We start from the raw sequence: 21,316 nt of genomic DNA, 5'->3' as shown, positions 1-21,316 counted from the left end.
GATTTTGTAAGCCAAAAAAGGATACAATACCCCTAAGGATTTTATATTTATTTTATAGTAAGGCAGTCAATGAGCAAAATACCAGATGATCAGAACTTTAATGACGAGGAGGAAAACTTTGCAGAACTCTTAAAAAAAGAAGAAACCCTAGAAAAAGGCACTATCAAAGAAGGTTTAATTGTTTCCATCAATGAAAATGATGGCTATGCCATGGTGAGCGTGGGCGGTAAGACAGAAGGTCGTTTGGCTTTGAGCGAGATCACCGATGAAAAGGGGCAGTTGCTGTATCAAAAAAATGACCCCATTATCGTGCATGTGTCCGAAAAAGGTGAACACCCTAGCGTTTCCTACAAAAAGGCCATTTCCCAACAAAAGATTCAAGCCAAAATTGAAGAATTAGGCGAAAACTATGAAAACGCCATTATTGAAGGCAAGATTGTAGGCAAGAATAAAGGGGGTTATATCGTGGAGTCTCAAGGCGTGGAGTATTTCCTCTCCCGCTCGCACTCTTCTTTAAAGAATGACGCAAACCATATCGGCAAACGCATTAAAGCGTGCATCATTCATGTGGATAAGGAAAACCATTCTATCAATATTTCTCGCAAACGATTCTTTGAAGTCAATGACAAACGACAGCTTGAAGTTTCTAAGGAATTGTTAGAAGCCACAGAGCCGGTGTTAGGGGTTGTGAGGCAGATCACCCCTTTTGGTATTTTTGTAGAAGCTAAGGGGATTGAGGGCTTGGTCCATTATTCTGAAATCAGCCATAAAGGGCCAGTCAATCCTGAAAAATACTACAAAGAGGGCGATGAAGTCTATGTCAAAGCTATCGCTTATGATGCAGAAAAAAGACGCCTTTCACTCTCCATAAAAGCGACCATAGAAGACCCATGGGAAGAGATCCAAGACAAACTAAAACCCGGATACGCCATTAAGGTGGTGGTGAGCAATATTGAACATTACGGGGTGTTTGTGGATATTGGTAATGATATTGAAGGCTTTTTGCATGTTTCTGAAATCTCTTGGGATAAAAATGTCAGCCACCCTAGCCATTACTTGAGCGTGGGGCAGGAGATTGATGTGAAGATCATTGACATTGATCCTAAAAACCGTCGCTTAAGGGTTTCTTTAAAACAACTCACTAACAGGCCTTTTGATGTTTTTGAATCCAAACACCAAGTGGGGGATATTGTAGAGGGCAAAGTGGCGACTTTAACGGATTTTGGGGCGTTTTTGAATCTGGGTGGGGTGGATGGCTTGCTCCACAATCACGACGCTTTTTGGGATAAAGATAAAAAGTGCAAAGACCACTATAAAATTGGCGATGTGATCAAAGTGAAAATCCTTAAAATCAACAAAAAAGATAGAAAGATCTCTTTGAGCGCGAAGCACTTGGTTACTTCCCCTACAGAAGAATTCGCTCAAAAGCATAAAACAGATAGCGTGATTCAAGGCAAAGTGGTGAGTATTAAGGATTTTGGCGTCTTCATTAACGCTGATGGCATTGATGTGCTGATTAAAAATGAAGATTTGAATCCCTTGAAAAAAGATGAAATCAAAATAGGGCAAGAAATCACATGCGTGGTGGTTGCGATTGAAAAATCTAACAACAAAGTGCGTGCTTCTGTGCATAGGTTAGAGCGCAAAAAAGAAAAAGAAGAGTTGCAAGCTTTTAACACGAGCGATGATAAAATGACTTTAGGGGATATTCTTAAAGAAAAACTCTAAAGAGCGATTTTAAAAGCATGGGAATGGCATGAGATTTAAGAGTGTTGTTGCTTTTATTTCCCTAGCTGTCGCTCTTGGCGTTTTAGCCTATTTGTTTTTAAGCGTTAAAAAAGAAATGCCCACTACTTCTCATGCGATCCCTCAAACCAATGAAAGCCCCTCTCAAACCAATGAAAAAAGCCATGAAATCAACCTAGAAGAAAGCCCTAATAATCCTAATACCCCTAACGATGAAAAAGCCCCCCATAACGAAGAAGATCATAGTAACACCCTTTTTCAAAACCTTGATGCGCAAGAAGTCATCAATTACCCTGTTGTGGAACATCATTTTGAGATCCCTTTTGAAGAAAAAAAAAGGGAGTATTCAAAGCTTATCATTAAGGATTTAAAGGACTATCAATGGTGGTGTTTAAAAGAAATCCTCAAAAAAGAACAAATTGATTACGCTTACGATAACACCAAAAACCACTCCGGTCTCATCATCTATTTAGATGAAAATAAAAAAGAACGCTTGCTGGCTGATTTAGACTATTATAAAATACGCTATCATGCTGTTTTTTAAATTCAAAGGATAAAAATGTATCAAGTAGCCATTTGCGACCCCATCCATGCTAAAGGCATTCAAATTTTAGAAGCCCAAAAAGACATTGTCTTGCATGATTATTCCAAATGCCCCAAAAAGGAGCTTTTAGAAAAACTCATCCCCATGGATGCGCTCATCACTCGCAGCATGACCCCTATCACAAGCGATTTTTTAAAGCCCTTAACCCACTTAAAATCCATTGTGAGAGCGGGCGTGGGAGTGGATAATATTGATTTAGAAAGCTGCTCTCAAAAAGGGATTGTGGTGATGAATATCCCTACCGCTAACACGATTGCCGCTGTGGAATTGACCATGGCGCATTTGATCAATGCGGTGCGCTCGTTCCCTTGCGCGAACGATCAAATCAAACACCAACGGCTATGGAAAAGAGAAGACTGGTATGGCACGGAATTGAAAAATAAAAAACTAGGCATTATCGGTTTTGGGAATATTGGCTCTAGGGTGGGTATTAGGGCAAAAGCCTTTGAAATGGAAGTTTTAGCCTATGATCCTTATATCCCTTCTTCAAAAGCCACTGATTTAGGGGTTATTTACACGAAAAATTTTGAAGACATTTTGCAATGCGACATGATCACTATCCACACCCCTAAAAATAAAGAAACCATTAACATGATAGGCGCTAAAGAGATTGAACGCATGAAAAAAGGGGTTATTTTGATCAATTGCGCTAGAGGGGGGCTTTATAACGAAGACGCCCTTTATGAAGCTTTAGAAACCAAAAAAGTGCGTTGGCTTGGCATTGATGTCTTTTCTAAAGAGCCTGGCATTCATAACAAGCTTTTAGACTTGCCTAATGTGTATGCGACCCCCCATATTGGCGCGAACACTTTAGAGTCCCAAGAAGAAATTTCCAAACAAGCCGCTCAAGGGGTTATGGAATCTTTAAGGGGTTCAAGCCACCCGCATGCTCTGAATTTACCCATGCAAGCTTTTGATGCAAGCGCTAAAGCCTACTTGAATTTAGCACAAAAACTGGGTTATTTTTCCAGTCAAATCCATAAGGGCGTGTGCCAAAAGATTGAACTCAGTCTTTGCGGGGAGATCAACCAATTCAAAGACGCCCTTGTCGCTTTTACGTTAGTAGGAGTGTTAAAACCCGTTGTAGGGGATAAGATCAATTACATTAACGCCCCCTTTGTGGCCAAAGAAAGAGGCATTGAAATCAAGGTTGGCCTTAAAGAAAGCGCTTCGCCTTATAAAAACATGCTTTCTTTAACCCTAAATACGGCTAATGGCGCGATCAGCGTGAGCGGCACGGTGTTTGAAGAAGATATTTTAAAACTCACTGAGATCGATGGGTTTCATATTGATATAGAGCCAAAGGGTAAAATGCTTTTATTCAGGAATACGGATATTCCAGGCGTTATTGGGAGCGTGGGGAACGCGTTCGCTAGGCATGGCATTAACATCGCTGATTTTCGTTTGGGGCGCAACACGCAAAAAGAAGCCCTAGCACTCATCATTGTAGATGAAGAAGTTTCTTTGGAAGTTTTAGAAGAGCTTAAAAACATTCCTGCATGCTTAAGCGTTCATTATGTGGTTATTTAAGGTAATTGGATGCGAGATTTTTTAAAGCTTTTAAAAAAGCATGATGAATTAAAAATCATTGACACCCCCCTTGAAGTGGATTTAGAAATCGCTCATCTAGCCTATATAGAAGCGAAAAAACCTAATGGAGGCAAAGCCCTTTTATTCACGCAACCCATAAGAAAAGAGCATAACCAAATCAAAACCTTTGGCATGCCTGTTTTGATGAACGCTTTTGGCTCTTTCAAACGATTAGATCTTTTATTAAAAACCCCTATAGAGGATTTACAACAACGCATGCAAGCCTTCTTGCACTTTGACGCCCCTAAAAACTTCACTGAGAGTTTGAAAGTTTTAAAGGATTTATGGGATTTAAGACACGTTTTCCCTAAAAAAACCGCTCGCCCCAAAGATCTCATCACCAAGCAAGACAAAGAAGTCAATTTGTGGGATCTGCCCGTTTTAAAAACTTGGGAAAAAGATGGCGGGGCTTTCATCACTATGGGGCAAGTCTATACCCAAAGCCTGGATCATAAAAAAAAGAATTTAGGCATGTATCGTTTGCAAGTTTATGATAAAAACCATTTAGGCTTACACTGGCAAATCCATAAAGACTCCCAGCTCTTTTTCCACGAATACGCTAAGGCTAAAGTCAAAATGCCTGTCAGTATCGCTATTGGTGGGGATTTGCTCTACACGTGGTGCGCGACAGCCCCCTTACCTTATGGCATTTATGAGCTCATGCTCTATGGGTTTATTAGGGAGAAAAAAGCGCATGTGATGCCATGCTTGAGTAATCCTTTGAGCGTGCCAAAAGATTGCGATATTGTGATAGAAGGGTTTGTGGATTGCGAGAAATTAGAGCTTGAAGGGCCTTTTGGGGATCACACTGGCTATTACACCCCTATTGAGCCTTACCCTGTTTTAGAAGTCAAAACCATTAGCTATAAAAAAGATTCCATTTACTTAGCCACTGTGGTGGGTAAGCCCCCTTTAGAAGACAAATACATGGGGTATTTGACCGAACGCCTGTTTTTGCCCTTGCTTCAAACGCATGCCCCCAATCTCATAGATTATTGCATGCCAGAAAATGGGGTGTTTCATAATTTGATTTTAGCCAAAATACACACGCGCTATAACGCTCATGCCAAGCAAGTCATGCATGCTTTTTGGGGCGTGGGGCAGATGAGTTTTGTCAAGCATGCGATTTTTGTCAATGAAGACGCCCCTAATCTAAGGGACACCAACGCTATCATTGAGTATATACTAGAGAATTTTTCTAAAGAAAATGCGCTCATCTCTCAAGGCATATGCGACGCCTTAGATCATGCAAGCCCTGAATACGCTATGGGGGGGAAACTCGGTATTGATGCGACCTCTAAAAGCAATACCCCCTACCCCACGCTTTTAAACGATAGCGCCTTATTAGCGCTTTTACAAGATAAAATGCAAAATATCGTTCTTTTGAAGCAATATTACCCGCACACTCGTAACCCCATTTGCGTCATTAGCGTGGAAAAGAAAGATAAAAGCGTCATTGAATTGGCTAAAAACTTGCTCGGTTTTGAAGAGCATTTGCGCATCGTCATCTTTGTAGAGCATGTCAGCAACGATTTAAACAACCCCTACATGCTGTTATGGCGCATCGTTAATAACATTGACGCCAAGCGTGATATTCTCACCTCTAAACATTGTTTTTTTATAGACGCTACCAATAAGGGCGTTATGGACAAACATTTTAGAGAATGGCCAGTAGAAACCAATTGCTCCATGGAAGTCATAGAAAATTTGAAAAAGAAAGGGCTTTTAAAAGATTTTGAAACTTTAAATCAAAAATTCCACCTCACGCATTCTTTCAGCACGCACAAAGAAGATCTATAAAGAATAGCCATAAAGAAGGATTATGTTAGATTATCGCCAAAGGATTGATGCTCTCATCACCAAAATAGAAAAGGCTCGCACCGCCTATTCAAGACACCACATTGTCAAAATCGTGGCTGTTTCAAAAAACGCTTCCCTAGAAGCTATCCAACATTACTACAACTGCTCTCAAAGGGCTTTTGGAGAAAATAAAGTTCAAGATTTAAAAATTAAAATGCATTCTTTAGAGCATTTGCCCCTTGAATGGCACATGATAGGCTCTTTACAAGAAAATAAAATCAATGCGCTTTTGAGTTTAAAGCCCGCTCTTTTGCATTCTTTAGACTCTTTAAAACTCGCCCTAAAAATAGAAAAGCGTTGCGAAATATTGGGCGTCAATTTAAACGCTCTTTTACAGGTTAATAGCGCGTATGAGGAAAGTAAAAGCGGGGTGGTGCCTGAAGAAACGCTAGAAATTTATTCTCAAATCAGTGAAACTTGCAAGCGCCTCAAACTTAAGGGGCTTATGTGTATAGGCGCCCATGCTAATGATGAAAAGAAAATTGAAAAATCCTTCATCACCACCAAAAAGCTTTTTGACCGATTAAAGAACGCAAGCGTTCTTTCAATGGGCATGAGTGATGATTTTGAACTAGCGATTGCTTGCGGGGCGAATCTTTTAAGGATTGGCTCTTTTTTGTTCAAAGAGTAAGATGTTAGAAGCTTTCGCGCTTAAAAATGGGGCTGTTTTTATCTCTGATGCGCATTTTTTGCCCAAAAGCCCTCATTTAATCCATACGCTTAAAGAACTTTTAAGCGCCAAACCCCCACAAGTCTTTTTCATGGGCGATATTTTCCATGTTCTTGTGGGCTATTTACCCCTAGATGGAGAGCAACAAAAAATCATTAGTTTGATCAATGCTTTGAGCGAAATTTCACAAGTCTTTTATTTTGAAGGCAATCATGATTTTTCCATGCGTTTTGTATTCAATTCCAAAATAATGGTTTTTGAGCGCCAAAACCAGCCCGCATTATTCCAATATGATAACAAACGCTTTTTGCTAGCCCATGGGGATTTATTCACCACTAAAGCGTATGAATTTTACATCACGCAGCTCACTTCCACTTGGGCTAGATTTTTTCTAACTTTTTTAAATTTTGCGAGCTTTAAAACCTTATACCCTTTTTTGAAAAAACGCATCTATCAAAAACCCATCCGTCTTTGGGAATTAGAGCCAAAAGAATTAAAAGCCTTTATTGAAAAGCGCCTAAAAGCCTATCAAAACTATATTAAAGATCTTAACCTTGGTAGGATTGATGGCATTATAGAGGGGCATTTTCATCTCAAAAGCGGTGTAAAAATCCCCTTGAATGCGCCGATTTATTGCCCACTGCCTTCCTTTTATTACGAACAAAGCCTTTTTAAGGTATCATCAAATATTTTAGAACCATCTCAAAATAAGGACGCCTAACATGGCAGAAAAAACAGCTAACGATTTAAAACTAAGCGAGATAGAACTCGTGGATTTTCGTATTTATGGCATGCAAGAGGGCGTCCCTTATGAGGGGATTTATGGCATCAATGTGGCTAAAGTCCAAGAAATCATCCCCATGCCCACCCTTTTTGAATACCCCACGAATCTAGATTACATTATCGGCGTGTTTGATTTGCGTTCCACGATCATTCCGCTTATTGATTTGGCTAAATGGATAGGGATTGTCCCGGATAAAAGCAAGGAAAATGAAAGAATCGTCATCATCACTGAATTTAACAACATTAAAATGGGCTTTTTAGTCCATTCAGCCAGGCGTATCAGGCGCATTAGCTGGAAAGATGTGGAGCCTGCGTCCTTTAGCGCATCCAATAGCATCAACAGAGAAAATATCACCGGCACCACGCGCATTGAAAACGATCAAACCCTACTCATTTTGGATTTAGAAAGCATTTTAGACGATTTAAAGCTTAATGAAGACGCTAAAAGTGCTAAGGAAGACACCCCTAAAGAGCGTTTTGAAGGCGAAGTGTTGTTTTTAGACGATAGCAAGACCGCAAGAAAAACCTTAAAAAACCATTTGAGCAAATTGGGTTTTAGCATCACGGAAGCTGTGGATGGGGAAGACGGGCTGAACAAATTAGAAATGTTATTCAAAAAATACGGGGACGATTTGAGGAAACATTTGAAATTCATTATTTCAGATGTTGAAATGCCTAAAATGGATGGCTATCATTTCTTATTCAAGCTCCAAAAAGACCCCAGATTTGCTTATATTCCTGTGATTTTTAATTCTTCTATTTGCGATAATTATAGCGCTGAAAGGGCTAAAGAAATGGGGGCTGTGGCGTATTTGGTCAAGTTTGACGCGGAAAAATTCACCGAAGAAATTTCTAAGATTTTAGACAAGAATGCGTAATTTTTATTGATAAAATTGTAAAATACTCTTATCTCAAACGCTAAAAAGGGGTTTAAATGGATGATTTGCAAGAAATAATGGAAGACTTCTTGATTGAAGCCTTTGAAATGAACGAGCAGTTGGATCAGGATTTGGTGGAATTAGAGCATAACCCTGAAGATTTGGACTTGCTCAATCGCATTTTTAGAGTCGCCCACACCATTAAAGGCTCTAGCTCGTTTTTGAATCTTAATATTCTCACGCACCTCACGCACAACATGGAAGATGTCCTGAATCGCGCCAGAAAGGGCGAAATCAAAATCACGCCTGATATTATGGATGTCGTGTTGCGCTCCATTGATTTGATGAAAACCTTACTCGTAACGATTAGAGACACCGGATCGGATACTAATAACGGCAAGGAAAACGAGATTGAAGAAGTAGTCAAAAAGCTTCAAGCCATTACGAGCCAAAACTTAGAGGGCGCTAAAGAAACTTTAGGGGCTAAAGAAGCCCCAGAAAAAGAAGTAAAAAAAGAAAATAAAAAAGAAAATCAGACAGGAACAAAAGCCCCTACTACAGAAAACCCTACAAGCGATAACCCACTAGCCGATGAGCCGGATTTGGATTATTCCAACATGAGCGCTGAAGAAGTGGAAGCGGAAATTGAACGGCTGCTTAACAAGCGCCAAGAGGCCGATAAAGAACGAAGGACTCAAAAAAAGCAAGAAGATCAAGCCAAGCCTAAACAAGAAGTTACCCCAGCAAAAGAACCTCCCAGAACAGAAACCCCCAAAGCCCCTAAAACAGAAACTAAAGCTAAGGCTAAAGCAGATACTGAAGAAAATAAAGCCCCCTCTATTGGCGTGGAGCAAACCGTTAGGGTAGATGTGCGCCGCTTGGATCACTTGATGAATCTAATCGGCGAGCTTGTGTTAGGGAAGAATCGCTTGATTAGAATCTATAGCGATGTGGAAGAACGCTATGATGGGGAAAAGTTTTTAGAGGAATTAAACCAGGTAGTCTCTTCTATTTCAGCGGTAACCACAGACTTGCAGCTTGCGGTGATGAAAACCCGGATGCAACCAGTGGGCAAGGTGTTCAATAAATTCCCTCGCATGGTAAGGGATTTAAGCCGGGAATTAGGCAAAAGCATTGAATTGATCATTGAGGGTGAAGAAACCGAGCTTGATAAATCCATTGTAGAAGAGATTGGCGATCCGCTCATCCACATTATCCGTAACTCATGCGATCATGGGATTGAGCCTTTAGAAGAAAGAAAAAGGCTTAACAAGCCTGAAACCGGTAAAGTGCAATTGAGCGCGTATAATGAGGGCAATCACATTGTGATTAAAATCTCTGATGATGGCAAAGGGTTAGACCCTGTGATGCTTAAAGAAAAAGCGATTGAAAAAGGGGTGATTAGCGAAAGAGACGCTGAAAGCATGAGCGATAGGGAAGCGTTTAACCTCATTTTCAAGCCAGGCTTTTCTACCGCAAAAGTCGTTTCCAACGTTTCAGGCAGAGGCGTAGGCATGGATGTGGTAAAAACCAATATTGAAAAGCTTAATGGGATCATTGAAATCGATTCAGAAGTGGGGGTAGGCACGACTCAAAAGCTTAAAATCCCTCTCACTCTGGCTATCATTCAAGCTTTACTCGTGGGCGTTCAAGAAGAATATTACGCTATCCCGCTTTCTTCAGTTTTAGAAACCGTGCGCATCAGCCAGGATGAAATTTACACCGTTGATGGCAAAAGCGTGTTGCGCTTAAGAGATGAGGTGCTTTCTTTGGTGCGCCTTTCTGATATTTTTAAAGTGGATGCTATTTTGGAGTCCAACTCTGATGTGTATGTGGTTATCATTGGCTTGGCCGATCAAAAAATTGGCGTGATCGTGGATTATTTGATCGGTCAAGAAGAGGTGGTCATCAAGTCTTTAGGCTACTATCTTAAAAACACTAGAGGCATTGCTGGCGCTACGGTGAGGGGCGATGGGAAAATCACTCTCATTGTAGATGTGGGGGCGATGATGGAAATGGCAAAGAGCATTAAAGTCAATATCACTACCTTGATGAACGAATCCGAAAACACGAAAAGTAAAAATTCTCCTAGCGATTATGTCGTCTTGGCGATTGATGACAGCAGCACGGACAGGGCGATTATCCGCAAATGTTTGAAACCATTAGGTATCACGCTTTTAGAGGCCACTAACGGCTTAGAGGGCTTAGAAATGCTTAAAAATGGCGATAAGATTCCGGACGCTATTTTAGTGGATATTGAAATGCCTAAAATGGATGGTTACACTTTCGCCTCTGAAGTGCGTAAATACAATAAATTCAAAAACCTGCCTTTGATCGCCGTTACCAGTCGGGTGACTAAAACGGACAGAATGCGCGGCGTTGAATCCGGCATGACTGAATACATCACCAAACCTTATAGCGGTGAATATTTAACCACCGTAGTGAAGCGCAGCATTAAATTAGAAGGAGGCGAATCGTGAGTAATCAATTAAAAGATTTATTTGAAAGACAAAAAGAAGCTAATGCAAGCTCTAAACAAGAAGACAATGAAGAAATTTTGCAATTCATTGGCTTTATTATCGGCGATGAAGAATACGCCATTCCCATTTTGAATATTTTAGAGATCGTCAAACCCATTGGCTACACACGAGTCCCTGAAACCCCAAACTATGTGCTTGGCGTGTTCAATTTAAGGGGTAATGTCTTCCCTTTGATCAGTTTGCGTTTAAAGTTTGGCTTGAAAGCTGAAAAGCAAAACAAAGACACTCGTTATTTGGTGGTGCGTCATAATGATCAGATTGCTGGGTTTTTCATTGATCGCTTAACCGAAGCCATTCGCATCAAGCAAACGGATATTGACCCGGTGCCAGAGACTTTGAGCGATAACAATAATTTAACTTATGGCATTGGGAAACAAAACGACAGACTCGTAACCATTTTAAGAGTGGAAGAAATCTTAAAAAAAGACTTTTAAAAACCTTTCCTATCAAACCCTTATGGGGGCTTTGAAAAAGACTTATTCCATTAAAAAGCTTGATTAAAATCAAGTGATAATGTTTGATTGACAACAGAGTCTTTTTTAATCTTTTCTTTTAAAAATAGCGTGAAACTTTTTTAAACGGGTTAAAAAGAACTTCTCATTTTTTAGTTTTTGTTACCGACACTTTTTAATAAGTGGGACTTTTTGCGTTGAGATTCACTAAATTGTAGCCCCCTCCTTTTAAGGATTTCCTATTTCAACACTTTTAAAAGCGCTTCATAATTGGGCTCTTCTAAAATGTTTTGAACGATTTCTTTATAGATAACCACTCCCTTATCATCAAGAACAAACACCGATCGAGCGAGTAAGCCTTGCAAAGAGCCTTTGCCCAACAGCACGCCGTAATTTTCCCCAAAAGCCTTATACCTAAAATCGCTTAAGATTCTTAAGTCCTTAATGCCTTCAGCGCCACAAATTTGCCCTTGAGAAAAAGGCAAGTCCATAGAAATAACGCTAAAACTCACAGAAGGCAGTTTGCCGACTTGCTCATTGAAGTGCTTGGCTTGGAGCAAGCAAACCGATCCGGTTAAGCTAGGAAGCGAGCTAACGACTTGAAAACGCACGCCTTGCTTCAACAAATTGACTTCTTGCAAATCGCCATTGACCAATTTCACATCAGGGGCTTTATCGCCCACTTTCAAGGCTTTCCCTTCTAATTGGTATGTTTCTTCTTTAAAAGTAACTTTTTGCATGGTTAAATCCTTTCTAATGAATTGCTATATTGCGTTAGAATAGTAGCCCATTAAGATTAACTTTTAACAAATTTAAAAAGAATTTGTTTAAAAAGTCGTTTTCATTTTAAAAAACCCCTTAAAATCTACAAAATTTGCATAACGATCCATTTTTAAGAAAAGATTTACCAAAAAGTATTAAAAAATGATTACAATACGGCTATCTGATCACAAGGAGAAAACATGTTTACATTACGAGAGTTGCCTTTTGCTAAAGACAGCATGGGAGATTTTTTAAGCCCTGTGGCGTTTGATTTCCACCATGGGAAACACCATCAAACTTATGTGAATAATTTGAATAACTTAATCAAAGGCACGGATTTTGAGAAAAGTTCTTTGTTCGCTATTTTGACGAAGTCTAGCGGAGGCGTGTTTAATAACGCCGCTCAAATTTATAACCACGATTTTTATTGGGATTGCCTAAGCCCCAAAGCGACTGCCCTAAGCGATGAGTTAAAAGGGGCTTTAGAAAAAGATTTTGGCTCATTGGAAAAATTTAAAGAAGACTTCATTAAGAGCGCGACCACTTTGTTTGGCTCTGGTTGGAATTGGGCAGCGTATAATTTAGACACTCAAAAAATTGAAATCATTCAAACGAGCAACGCACAAACCCCGGTTACGGATAAAAAAGTGCCGCTTTTGGTGGTGGATGTGTGGGAGCATGCTTATTATATTGACCATAAAAACGCGCGCCCTGTGTATTTGGAAAAATTCTATGGGCATATCAATTGGCATTTCGTCTCTCAATGCTATGAATGGGCGAAAAAAGAAGGCTTAGGCTCAGTGGATTACTACATCAATGAGTTGGTGCATAAAAAAGCTTAAGCGTTATTTTGCGTAGAGTGGTTTAAAGGTTTTTAAACCACGCTTCTTTTTTGAATGAAAGACACTCTGTTTAATCAATCCCTAAACAAACGCTTTTGTTTTGATGAGAAAGTCGCCCATGTTTTTGATGACATGCTGGAGCGTTCTATCCCCTATTATCATGAAATGTTGAATCTAGGAGCGTATTTTATCGCTCAAAATTTAAAAGAAAATATTTATCCTAAGCCCTTGCCTAAGTCCTTGCCTAAACCCTTGATTTATGATTTGGGCTGTTCTACCGGGAACTTTTTTATTGTGCTTAACCAACAAATCCAACAAGATATTGAGCTTGTAGGGATTGACAATTCCATGCCCATGCTCAAAAAAGCGCAAGAAAAATTAAAAGATTTTAACAATGTCCGTTTTGAATGCATGGATTTTTTAGAGGTTGAGTTTAAAGAAGCGAGCGCGTTTTCATTGCTTTTTGTGTTGCAATTTGTCCGCCCCATGCAAAGAGAGGTGTTGCTCAAAAAGATTTATAACAGCCTTGCGTTGAATGGGGTTTTATTGGTGGGCGAAAAAATCATGAGCGAAGACAGGATATTAGACAAGCAGATGATAGAGCTATACTACCTTTATAAACAAAATCAGGGTTATAGCCATAATGAAATCGCTTTCAAAAGAGAGGCGTTAGAAAATGTGCTTGTGCCTTATAGTTTAAAAGAAAATATCGCGCTTTTAGAAAGCGTGGGGTTTAAGCATGTGGAAGCGCTGTTTAAATGGGTGAATTTCACGCTGTTAGCCGCCAGAAAAACTTGAGTTTTTTAAAAGAATATAGAAAACTTGAGTGTTTTAAAAAATATCCACAGGATCCATGTTCACGCTGCAAGGGATATTGGGGGCGGTTTTTAAAAACGCATGCACGCTTTTGATTAGGCTTAAAGGGTTTTTGGAACGCAATAAAATAAGGTAGCGGTAAGAAGAAGCAATTTTTTCAATGGGGGCTTTGAAATTAGAGAGCGTTACGCCCTTTTCTAAACACAAAGAAAGGGTTTGAGAGGCTTTTAGGCTCAATTGTTGGGCCTTTTCTTCGTTTTTATGCTTAAATTCCAACAAACACAGCCTTGAAAAAGGCGGGTAGAGTTCGCACCTTTCTTGCAATTCGTATTGTAAAAAATCTTCATAATCTTCTAAGAAATTTTCTAACAGATCCGTTTCGGTGCTTTGAATGAACACTTGGCCAGAAATTTGCCTAGCGCTCCTCCCAGCGATTTGATAAAGTAACGACACGCCTTCTTCTAAAGCCCTGTAACTATTGGATTTGATGATATTGTCTATGCCTAAAACAACCGCTAAACTCACTTTAGCGTAATCATGCCCCTTGCTTATCATTTGAGTGCCGATTAAGATATTGGTTTTTTGAGCGTTGAAATCGTTTAAAATATTATGGAGTTTTTTTGGAGTGCTGGTGTGATCTTTATCTAAAATCGCTATTTTAGCGCCCTTCAAAAGGCCTTCCAACTCGTTCAACACTTGCATGGTGCCTATCCTTTTACCCACTAAAACTTCGCTTTGACACTCGTTGCAAATTTTAGGGATAGGGCTTGAAAAATGGCAATAATGGCACATGAGTTTGTTGGTCTTTAAATGCAAGCTCATATTCACGCTGCAAAAAGGGCATTGAACGCTTTTATAGCAATTTTGGCACAGCAAGGTTTTGAAATTAGCCCTTGTAGGCACAAAAATAATGGCTTGCTCGTTTTTGTCTATAACTTGTTGCAGCACTTCTAGGAGTTTGGGCGTGATAAAACGCTCGGTTTTTTCAAAAATAATGTTTTTTTGCGTGGGGGTGTAGCGCCCCTTTAAGCGCACTAAAGCCTTATCTTTAAAGCGTTTATAACTATTCAAACTTGGCGTAGCAGAGCCTAAGATCACTTGAATAGGGAATTTATGGGATAAATACAAGCATAAATCCCTAGCGTTATACATAGGGCTTTGCTGGGATTTATAAGAAAAGTCATGCTCTTCATCTACAATGATCAAACCCAACTCCCTAAGGGGCAAAAACAACGCGCTTCGTGTGCCTACCACTAATTTGATTTCTTGCGAATAAAGCTTTTCTAAAAATTGTTTTTTTTGATTTTGAGAGAGTTTGCTATGCCACAAGCCTAAATTTTCTTTAAAAACCTTTTTAAGGCGTTGTTGCATTTGAGGGGTGAGGGCGATTTCTGGCACTAACAACAAAGCGCTTTTTTTTTGCTCTAAAATTTGAGCGATTGCATGCATATAAATCTCGGTTTTCCCGCTACCCGTATCGCCAAAGAGCAAGCTTGCTGGATGTTTTTGCAATTCTTTTAAAGCGTTGGTTTGCGTTTGGCTTAATATATTAAGAACAGGCTCAATTTTTTCTAACCCCACTAAATCGCATTCTTTAAAAGGGGCAAAAAGGCTTAAGACTGAAGAAAGATTAGCCGAGTAATATTGAGCGATAAAAATAGCGAGCTCCATTTGAAAGGGGAGTAAAAAATAAGGGGTTTTTTCTAACTCTAGGCATTCAAAAGAGGGTTTTGAAACTTCTTTAAGAACGACGCCCAAAAGCGTTTTATTCCTTAAAGGGATATTGACTAACGCTCCTTTAAGGTGTCGCTCTTTAGAAAAGTAAGTTAAAGGGGGGGTTTTATTTTTTAAAGGAGCGATTAAGTAATAGAACATGATGAGATTTTTTCTAAAAGCTTTTGGAGTTCATTATGCAAATACTCGTTTTGACAACTTTCATGCAAATAGTCCTTTAAAAGCTCTAAGGCGTTTAATTCTTGGTTATGGAAACGCTCCTTTAGGGTGCGTTTCATCTCATCGCTAAAGGTGTTATTGAGAGAAATTTTATAGCGTTTGCCTAAATAAGTGATTTCTAAGCTATCGTTTTCTAAAGACATGTTTTTAATGGTTTATGACAATAAATCAGAGATTTTGTCATAAAGACCTTGAATACCCTTATCTTTAGCGCTCAATTCATCGTATAAAATAGCGATCTGAATGTCTTTTTCTTCATTTTGCGCATTCAGGGTGGTGTTTGCTTGGCGTAAAGCGTTCAACTCTTCTTCTTGTTTTTTGATTTTTTCAATCAATTCATCAATTTTAGCGCCCAACTGGTTTAATAAACTTAAAGATTGCATCATAAGCCTTTCATGGTTTTTAAAAGTTATTATATCAAAGCTATTAAATTATCGCAAAATACCCCTATCCCCTTAAGGTAATACTTTTACCATAAAATCAAGCAACTAAATCCTATTTTTAAGCAGTTCTTATGGCGGTATTTGGTATTTTTGATTACCATAAAGCAATAAGATAGAGAGCTTGACAGGGAATGATAAATGCAAAAAAGTATATTCAAAATAACTCTGTTGTTGGTTTTCCTCTTTTTAAGGAATGCTGTTGGTTTAGACGATAAAAAAGCAGATTCTAAAAGCGTTCAAAATACGCCTAAAAATTTACCCCCTATCCAATTAAGGCTCGATCAAGCCTATGAAGACCTTATCAAAATGTTAGACAATATGGGAAAAAGCACGCAGTATGAGTTCCCTAAAATTAAAGAAATCCTAGAACAAAGCGAAGAAGAATGGCTAGGAGTCGCCCATGAAGAATGCGTGGCGTTAGTCATGCTAATAAGCCCTAAGGCTTCTATTGAAAACAGCCCGATTTATAAGAATTGCTATGAAGCTTATGTGAAACAAAGAATCCATGATTTATATGATTTTTATATAGAGGGCAAAAAGGTGAAAAGAAAAATCAAGAAAGCCCATGAGCATGAAATGGCCCTCAACAAATCCCAACCCTTAAAAAAAGAACCGCCTAAAAGCGAGAATAAAAAGAGTTTAACAAAACCTAGCTTAAAAGACACAAAGATCCCTAAAGGGTATTACTTGCAAATTGGGGCTTTTTTAAATTCGCCCAGTAAGGATTTTTTGCAAACGCTCAAAAATTTCCCTCACCAAATGGAGAAAAAAGACTCCCTCACGCATTATTTGATTGGCCCTTATAAAACCAAAGAAGAAGCCCTAAAACAGCTTGAAAATGCGGCTAAAAGCTTTAAAAATAAGCCTGCGTTGGTAGAGAAGTAATCGTTTTAGCTATCTCCTTATTCAATAAAAACAAATCCATCGTTTTATGGGATTTGATAAAGCCACATGGCTATCAGCGCGACAAACAAACTCGCGCTCAAAAACACATAGCCCATCATTTTATAAAGGGGGATAAAATTTTTTTGAATTTCTTCTTCTGCAATAATGATTTTAGAAACCCCTAAGCGGTTAGTTGGGGCGCTGTCTGTGAGGTAAAAGCCCTGTTTTTTAAGCGCAAAATAAGGGGTTTTGATCAAGGCGTCATTTTTAAAAGAGGCCACAAACGCCCCGATATTAGAAAACTTGACTTGGTTGTCTGCGTCCAACAAAACAAAGGGGGTGTTTTTGAATCGTTCTTCTAAGATTTTTAAAGGCTCTAAAGAAGAGGCATTATCCAACTCTAAAAGGCTTTTAGCGATCGCATCAGCGGTGTATTGCATGCGTATTTGGGTGTTTTCCAAAAGGTTATTTTTCGCATAAAAGAAAAACAACGCTAACAAAACCCCCACTAAAAGCAAGGTAGAAAGGGTATAAACGATTAAAAAACGCTTTTTTAAAGAATGGGGCATGACAAACCTTTTTGTTGGTAGCGGGTTGGATAACACGGCTTTTTTATGATTGGATTAAAAACGCTCAAACGCAACCCTTTTTTCTACCATATTTATTTAATTTTATGGTAAATTTTTGAAAAATTGTTATAATTCCTACACTTTTATTGGTAAATTCATTTAAAAAAAGGAGTTTAGAATATGCTTGATATATGGATAGATATGATAATCTGTATTTTTTATTTGCTCTTTTTTACGACTCCTTACATTGTAGGCGATATTTTGCAATTGAAATTTATCCGTCAAAAGCTCTGCGAGAAGCCTGTTTTGCTCTCACAAAAGGATTATGAGGAAGCGGGAAATTATGCCATTAGGAAAATGCAATTATCCATTATTTCTCAAATTTTAGACGGGATCATCTTTGCTGGTTGGGTCTTTTTTGGTTTGACGCATTTAGAAGATTTGACGCATTATTTAAACCTTCCTGAAACGCTAGGTTACTTGGTGTTTGCCTTGTTGTTTTTAGCGATTCAAAGCGTTTTGTCCTTACCCATTAGCTACTACACCACCATGCATTTGGATAAGGAATTTGGCTTTTCTAAGGTGAGCTTGTCGTTGTTTTTCAAGGATTTTTTCAAAGGGTTATTACTCACTTTAAGCGTGGGGTTGTTGTTGATTTACACCCTCATTATGATCATTGAACATGTGGAGCATTGGGAGATCAGCTCGTTTTTTGTCGTGTTTGTTTTTATGATCTTAGCTAATCTTTTTTACCCTAAAATCGCCCAGCTTTTCAACCAATTCACCCCCTTGAATAATAGGGATTTGGAAAGTCAAATTGAAAGCATGATGGATAAGGTGGGTTTTAAATCTCAAGGTATCTTTGTGATGGACGCTAGCAAGAGGGATGGGCGTTTGAACGCGTATTTTGGGGGCTTGGGTAAAAACAAGCGGGTGGTGTTGTTTGACACTTTGATCTCTAAAGTTGGGACAGAAGGGCTTTTAGCCATTTTAGGGCATGAATTAGGGCATTTTAAAAATAAGGATTTGTTGAAAAGTTTAGGGATTATGGGAGGCTTGCTCGCTCTTGTTTTTGCTCTGATCGCTCATTTGCCGCCGTTGGTTTTTGAAGGCTTTAATGTCTCGCAAACGCCAGCGAGTTTGATTGCGATTTTACTCTTGTTTTTGCCGGTGTTTTCCTTTTACGCCATGCCTTTGATTGGGTTTTTTAGCCGCAAGAACGAATACAATGCGGACAAGTTTGGGGCGAGTTTAAGTTCTAAAGAGACTTTAGCCAAAGCGTTAGTGTCCATTGTGAATGAAAATAAAGCGTTCCCTTATTCGCACCCTTTTTATGTTTTCTTGCATTTCACGCACCCGCCGCTATTAGAACGCCTAAAAGCTTTGGATTATGAAATTGAATGACCCTTTCACAAGCCCTAAATAAAACCAAAAAAGAATTATCGCAAAAAGGCTTTAGGGGGGGCTTAGAGTCTGAAATTTTATTAGGCTTTGTCTTGCAAAAAGAAAGGGTTTTTTTGCACACGCATGAGCATTTGGAATTAAGCCACAAAGAAGAGATGCGCTTTTTTGAATTGGTAAGAAAGCGTTTGGATGACTGCCCCATAGAGTATTTATTAGGAAGCTGTGATTTTTATGGGCGCTCTTTTTTTGTGAATGAGCATGTTTTAATCCCACGGCCTGAAACCGAGATTTTGGTCCAAAAAGCCCTTGATATTATTTCTCAATACCATTTAAAAGAAATAGGCGAAATCGGCATAGGGAGCGGATGCGTGTCCGTGAGTTTGGCTTTAGAAAACCCTAAACTTTGTATTCATGCGAGCGATATTTCACCAAAAGCTTTAGAAGTGGCGTTAAAAAACATTGAACGCTTTTGTCTAAAAGAGCGTGTTTTTTTAAAAAAAACGCGCCTTTGGGATCATATGCCCATGATAGAAATGCTTGTCTCTAACCCGCCCTATATCGCTAGAAATTATCCTTTGGAAAAATCCGTCCTCAAAGAACCGCATGAAGCCCTTTTTGGGGGGGTTAAAGGCGATGAAATCTTAAAAGAAATCGTTTTTTTAGCCGCTGAATTAAAAATCCCTTTTTTGGCCTGTGAAATGGGGTATGACCAGTTAAAGAGCTTGAAAGAATGCTTAGAGTTTTGCGGTTATGATGCAAAGTTTTACAAGGATTTGAGCGGCTTTGATAGAGGGTTTGTGGGCGTTTTAAAAAGTTTTTTAAGATAAGGTTAAAATTTAATTACCCTTTTAGTGTTACAATAAAAACACTTAAAACAATAAAGGATGCCGCTCATGTATGTTGAAAAAATTCTCCAATCTTTACAGAAAAAATACCCTTATCAAAAAGAGTTCCATCAAGCCGTCTATGAAGCTATCACTTCCTTAAAACCCCTTTTAGACAGCGATAAAAGCTATGAAAAGCATGCGGTTTTAGAGCGTTTGATTGAGCCTGAAAGGGAGATTTTTTTTAGGGTGTGTTGGCTAGATGATAACAATCAAATCCAAGTCAATCGGGGGTGTAGGGTTGAATTCAATTCGGCTATTGGCCCTTACAAGGGGGGCTTGAGATTCCACCCTAGCGTGAATGAAAGCGTGATCAAGTTTTTAGGCTTTGAGCAAGTGTTGAAAAATTCGCTCACCACTTTGGCTATGGGGGGCGCTAAGGGGGGGAGCGATTTTAACCCTAAAGGGAAGAGCGAGCATGAGATCATGCGTTTTTGCCAGGCGTTCATGAATGAATTATACCGCCACATTGGGGCCACAACTGATGTGCCAGCTGGGGATATTGGAGTGGGCGAAAGAGAGATTGGCTATCTGTTTGGGCAATACAAAAAATTAGTCAATCGTTTTGAGGGCGTATTGACCGGTAAGGGACTCACTTATGGGGGGAGCTTGTGCAGAAAAGAAGCTACCGGCTATGGGTGCGTGTATTTTGCAGAAGAAATGTTGCAAGAGAGGAACAGCTCTTTAGAGGGCAAGGTTTGCAGCGTTTCTGGGAGCGGTAATGTCGCAATTTATACCATTGAAAAACTGCTTCAAATAGGAGCCAAACCGGTAACGGCGAGCGATTCTAATGGCATGATTTATGATAAAGACGGCATTGATTTAGAGCTTTTGAAAGAGATTAAAGAGGCGCGTCGTGGGAGGATCAAAGAATACGCTTTAGAAAAAACTAGCGCGAAATACACCCCAACAGAAAATTACCCCAAAGGAGGGAATGCCATATGGCATGTGCCTTGTTTTGCGGCTTTTCCTAGCGCGACTGAAAATGAATTGAGCGTTTTAGACGCTAAAACCCTCCTTTCTAACGGGTGTAAATGCGTGGCTGAAGGGGCGAACATGCCCTCAAGCAATGAAGCGATTGAATTGTTTTTGCAGGCTAAGATTTCTTATGGTATAGGCAAGGCGGCTAATGCTGGGGGGGTGAGCGTGAGCGGCTTGGAAATGGCGCAAAACGCGAGCATGCACCCTTGGAGTTTTGAAGTGGTGGATGCGAAATTACACCACATCATGAAAGAGATTTATAAGAATGTCTCTCAAACCGCTAAAGAGTTTAAAGACCCTACTAATTTTGTTTTAGGGGCTAATATCGCTGGTTTTAGAAAAGTGGCGTCTGCGATGATAGCGCAAGGGGTTTGATTTACCCCCAATTTTACAAACCCAATTTTTTAACCAACTTTCTCGCCGTGCGCAACAAAGGCAAGGATTTTTGATAGGCTTTGTAATAGATTTTAAAAGTGGTGTTTTGAGAGAGTTCCAATAAAGGCGAAGCGTTTTGTAAAAGGCGATCGTAATCGGCTCTCAAATCATCATAATTAACCCTCAAATCATCATAATTAACCCTCAAATCATCAATGGATACTAAAGGCTCATTCAAATCACGATAGAAAATGAAAGGGTTATTATGATAAATCGTGT

The 21,316-nt window shown here is 39.3% G+C and carries 20 protein-coding genes and 1 pseudogene; 15 read left to right on the top strand and 6 right to left on the bottom strand.

Annotation, left to right across the window (positions count from 1 at the left end; translation table 11 throughout):
- Positions 1–69 precede the first annotated feature (69 nt).
- The 9 genes from H7O61_RS05985 to cheW are packed head-to-tail and all read left to right on the top strand — an operon-like array spanning position 70 to position 11,105.
- Positions 70–1,728 carry a 30S ribosomal protein S1 gene (locus H7O61_RS05985; RefSeq protein WP_187875442.1) on the top strand — a complete coding sequence of 553 codons (1,659 nt, stop codon included), beginning with the start codon at positions 70–72 and terminating at the stop codon, positions 1,726–1,728.
- A gap of 28 nt (positions 1,729–1,756) precedes the next feature.
- Positions 1,757–2,290, top strand: a complete 534-nt coding sequence (locus H7O61_RS05980) for a hypothetical protein (protein ID WP_187875441.1) — start codon at positions 1,757–1,759, stop codon at positions 2,288–2,290.
- A gap of 15 nt (positions 2,291–2,305) precedes the next feature.
- Entirely contained in the window at positions 2,306–3,880 is a 1,575-nt protein-coding gene (gene serA, locus H7O61_RS05975; protein ID WP_001939531.1) for a phosphoglycerate dehydrogenase, read from the top strand.
- Between the two features lie 9 nt (positions 3,881–3,889).
- Positions 3,890–5,740: a menaquinone biosynthesis decarboxylase gene (locus H7O61_RS05970; protein WP_187875440.1), complete on the top strand. Its 1,851-nt coding sequence runs from the start codon at positions 3,890–3,892 to the stop codon at positions 5,738–5,740.
- A 22-nt stretch (positions 5,741–5,762) separates the two neighbouring features.
- Positions 5,763–6,431 carry a YggS family pyridoxal phosphate-dependent enzyme gene (locus H7O61_RS05965; RefSeq protein ID WP_187875439.1) on the top strand — a complete coding sequence of 223 codons (669 nt, stop codon included), beginning with the start codon at positions 5,763–5,765 and terminating at the stop codon, positions 6,429–6,431.
- A 1-nt stretch (position 6,432) separates the two neighbouring features.
- Positions 6,433–7,191 (top strand): UDP-2,3-diacylglucosamine diphosphatase, encoded by a 759-nt coding sequence (locus H7O61_RS05960; RefSeq protein ID WP_187875438.1) that lies wholly within the window; start codon positions 6,433–6,435, stop codon positions 7,189–7,191.
- 1 nt (position 7,192) lies between these two features.
- A complete protein-coding gene (cheV3, locus tag H7O61_RS05955; protein ID WP_131157992.1) occupies positions 7,193–8,131 on the top strand; it encodes a chemotaxis protein CheV3 in 939 nt (312 codons plus the stop codon).
- A 56-nt stretch (positions 8,132–8,187) separates the two neighbouring features.
- Complete coding sequence (cheAY2, locus tag H7O61_RS05950; RefSeq protein ID WP_187875437.1) at positions 8,188–10,611, top strand: chemotaxis histidine kinase/response regulator CheAY2; 2,424 nt, start codon at positions 8,188–8,190, stop codon at positions 10,609–10,611.
- On the top strand, positions 10,608–11,105 hold the full coding sequence (cheW, locus tag H7O61_RS05945; RefSeq protein ID WP_000070762.1) for a chemotaxis protein CheW: 498 nt from the start codon (positions 10,608–10,610) through the stop codon (positions 11,103–11,105). The genes cheAY2 and cheW overlap by 4 nt, the downstream gene beginning before the upstream one ends.
- Before the next feature lie 257 nt (positions 11,106–11,362).
- On the opposite strand, the gene tpx is transcribed toward cheW, so the two are convergent.
- Complete coding sequence (gene tpx, locus H7O61_RS05940) at positions 11,363–11,863, bottom strand: thiol peroxidase (RefSeq protein WP_079354247.1); 501 nt, start codon at positions 11,861–11,863, stop codon at positions 11,363–11,365.
- Between the two features lie 222 nt (positions 11,864–12,085).
- Between tpx and sodB the strand changes: the two genes are divergently transcribed.
- On the top strand, positions 12,086–12,727 hold the full coding sequence (sodB, locus tag H7O61_RS05935; protein ID WP_000494623.1) for a superoxide dismutase [Fe]: 642 nt from the start codon (positions 12,086–12,088) through the stop codon (positions 12,725–12,727).
- Positions 12,728–12,781: 54 nt separating this feature from the next.
- Positions 12,782–13,525, top strand: a complete 744-nt coding sequence (gene cmoA / locus H7O61_RS05930; RefSeq protein WP_187875436.1) for a carboxy-S-adenosyl-L-methionine synthase CmoA — start codon at positions 12,782–12,784, stop codon at positions 13,523–13,525.
- A 33-nt stretch (positions 13,526–13,558) separates the two neighbouring features.
- Here the strand turns inward: cmoA and H7O61_RS05925 are convergent, their stop codons facing one another.
- Genes H7O61_RS05925 through H7O61_RS05915 form a run of 3 tightly spaced genes read right to left on the bottom strand, consistent with a single transcriptional unit; the run spans position 13,559 to position 15,879 of the window.
- Positions 13,559–15,418, bottom strand: coding sequence for a primosomal protein N' (locus tag H7O61_RS05925; protein WP_187875435.1), 1,860 nt, complete (start codon positions 15,416–15,418; stop codon positions 13,559–13,561).
- On the bottom strand, positions 15,403–15,639 hold the full coding sequence (locus H7O61_RS05920) for a hypothetical protein (RefSeq protein WP_000051172.1): 237 nt from the start codon (positions 15,637–15,639) through the stop codon (positions 15,403–15,405). Before H7O61_RS05920 ends, H7O61_RS05925 begins: the two co-directional genes overlap by 16 nt.
- A gap of 12 nt (positions 15,640–15,651) precedes the next feature.
- On the bottom strand, positions 15,652–15,879 hold the full coding sequence (locus H7O61_RS05915) for a hypothetical protein (protein ID WP_001191188.1): 228 nt from the start codon (positions 15,877–15,879) through the stop codon (positions 15,652–15,654).
- A gap of 198 nt (positions 15,880–16,077) precedes the next feature.
- Here H7O61_RS05915 and H7O61_RS05910 point away from each other — a divergent pair, with 198 nt between their 5' ends.
- The gene (locus tag H7O61_RS05910; RefSeq protein ID WP_079339710.1) at positions 16,078–16,824 is read left to right on the top strand and encodes an SPOR domain-containing protein; all 747 of its coding nucleotides are present in this window, start codon (positions 16,078–16,080) and stop codon (positions 16,822–16,824) included.
- A gap of 44 nt (positions 16,825–16,868) precedes the next feature.
- On the opposite strand, the gene H7O61_RS05905 is transcribed toward H7O61_RS05910, so the two are convergent.
- Complete coding sequence (locus H7O61_RS05905; RefSeq protein WP_079295585.1) at positions 16,869–17,393, bottom strand: hypothetical protein; 525 nt, start codon at positions 17,391–17,393, stop codon at positions 16,869–16,871.
- Between the two features lie 180 nt (positions 17,394–17,573).
- On the opposite strand from H7O61_RS05905, the gene H7O61_RS05900 reads away from it, so the two are divergent.
- From H7O61_RS05900 to gdhA, 3 genes are all read left to right on the top strand, one after another.
- A complete protein-coding gene (locus H7O61_RS05900; protein WP_079295586.1) occupies positions 17,574–18,797 on the top strand; it encodes a M48 family metallopeptidase in 1,224 nt (407 codons plus the stop codon).
- Positions 18,794–19,624: a peptide chain release factor N(5)-glutamine methyltransferase gene (locus H7O61_RS05895; protein WP_187875434.1), complete on the top strand. Its 831-nt coding sequence runs from the start codon at positions 18,794–18,796 to the stop codon at positions 19,622–19,624. The genes H7O61_RS05900 and H7O61_RS05895 overlap by 4 nt, the downstream gene beginning before the upstream one ends.
- Positions 19,625–19,690: 66 nt before the next feature.
- Positions 19,691–21,037: an NADP-specific glutamate dehydrogenase gene (gene gdhA, locus H7O61_RS05890; RefSeq protein WP_187875433.1), complete on the top strand. Its 1,347-nt coding sequence runs from the start codon at positions 19,691–19,693 to the stop codon at positions 21,035–21,037.
- 13 nt (positions 21,038–21,050) lie between these two features.
- Here gdhA and H7O61_RS05885 read toward each other — a convergent pair.
- Positions 21,051–21,316, bottom strand: a pseudogene (locus tag H7O61_RS05885) (glycosyltransferase family 10 domain-containing protein); the annotation flags it as partial.

It is taken from the genome of Helicobacter pylori (assembly GCF_014496965.1).
GTDB lineage: Bacteria > Campylobacterota > Campylobacteria > Campylobacterales > Helicobacteraceae > Helicobacter > Helicobacter pylori_CZ.
Note: the sequence above shows the minus strand (reverse complement) of the source record. Positions and strands in the feature narration are given on the sequence as shown.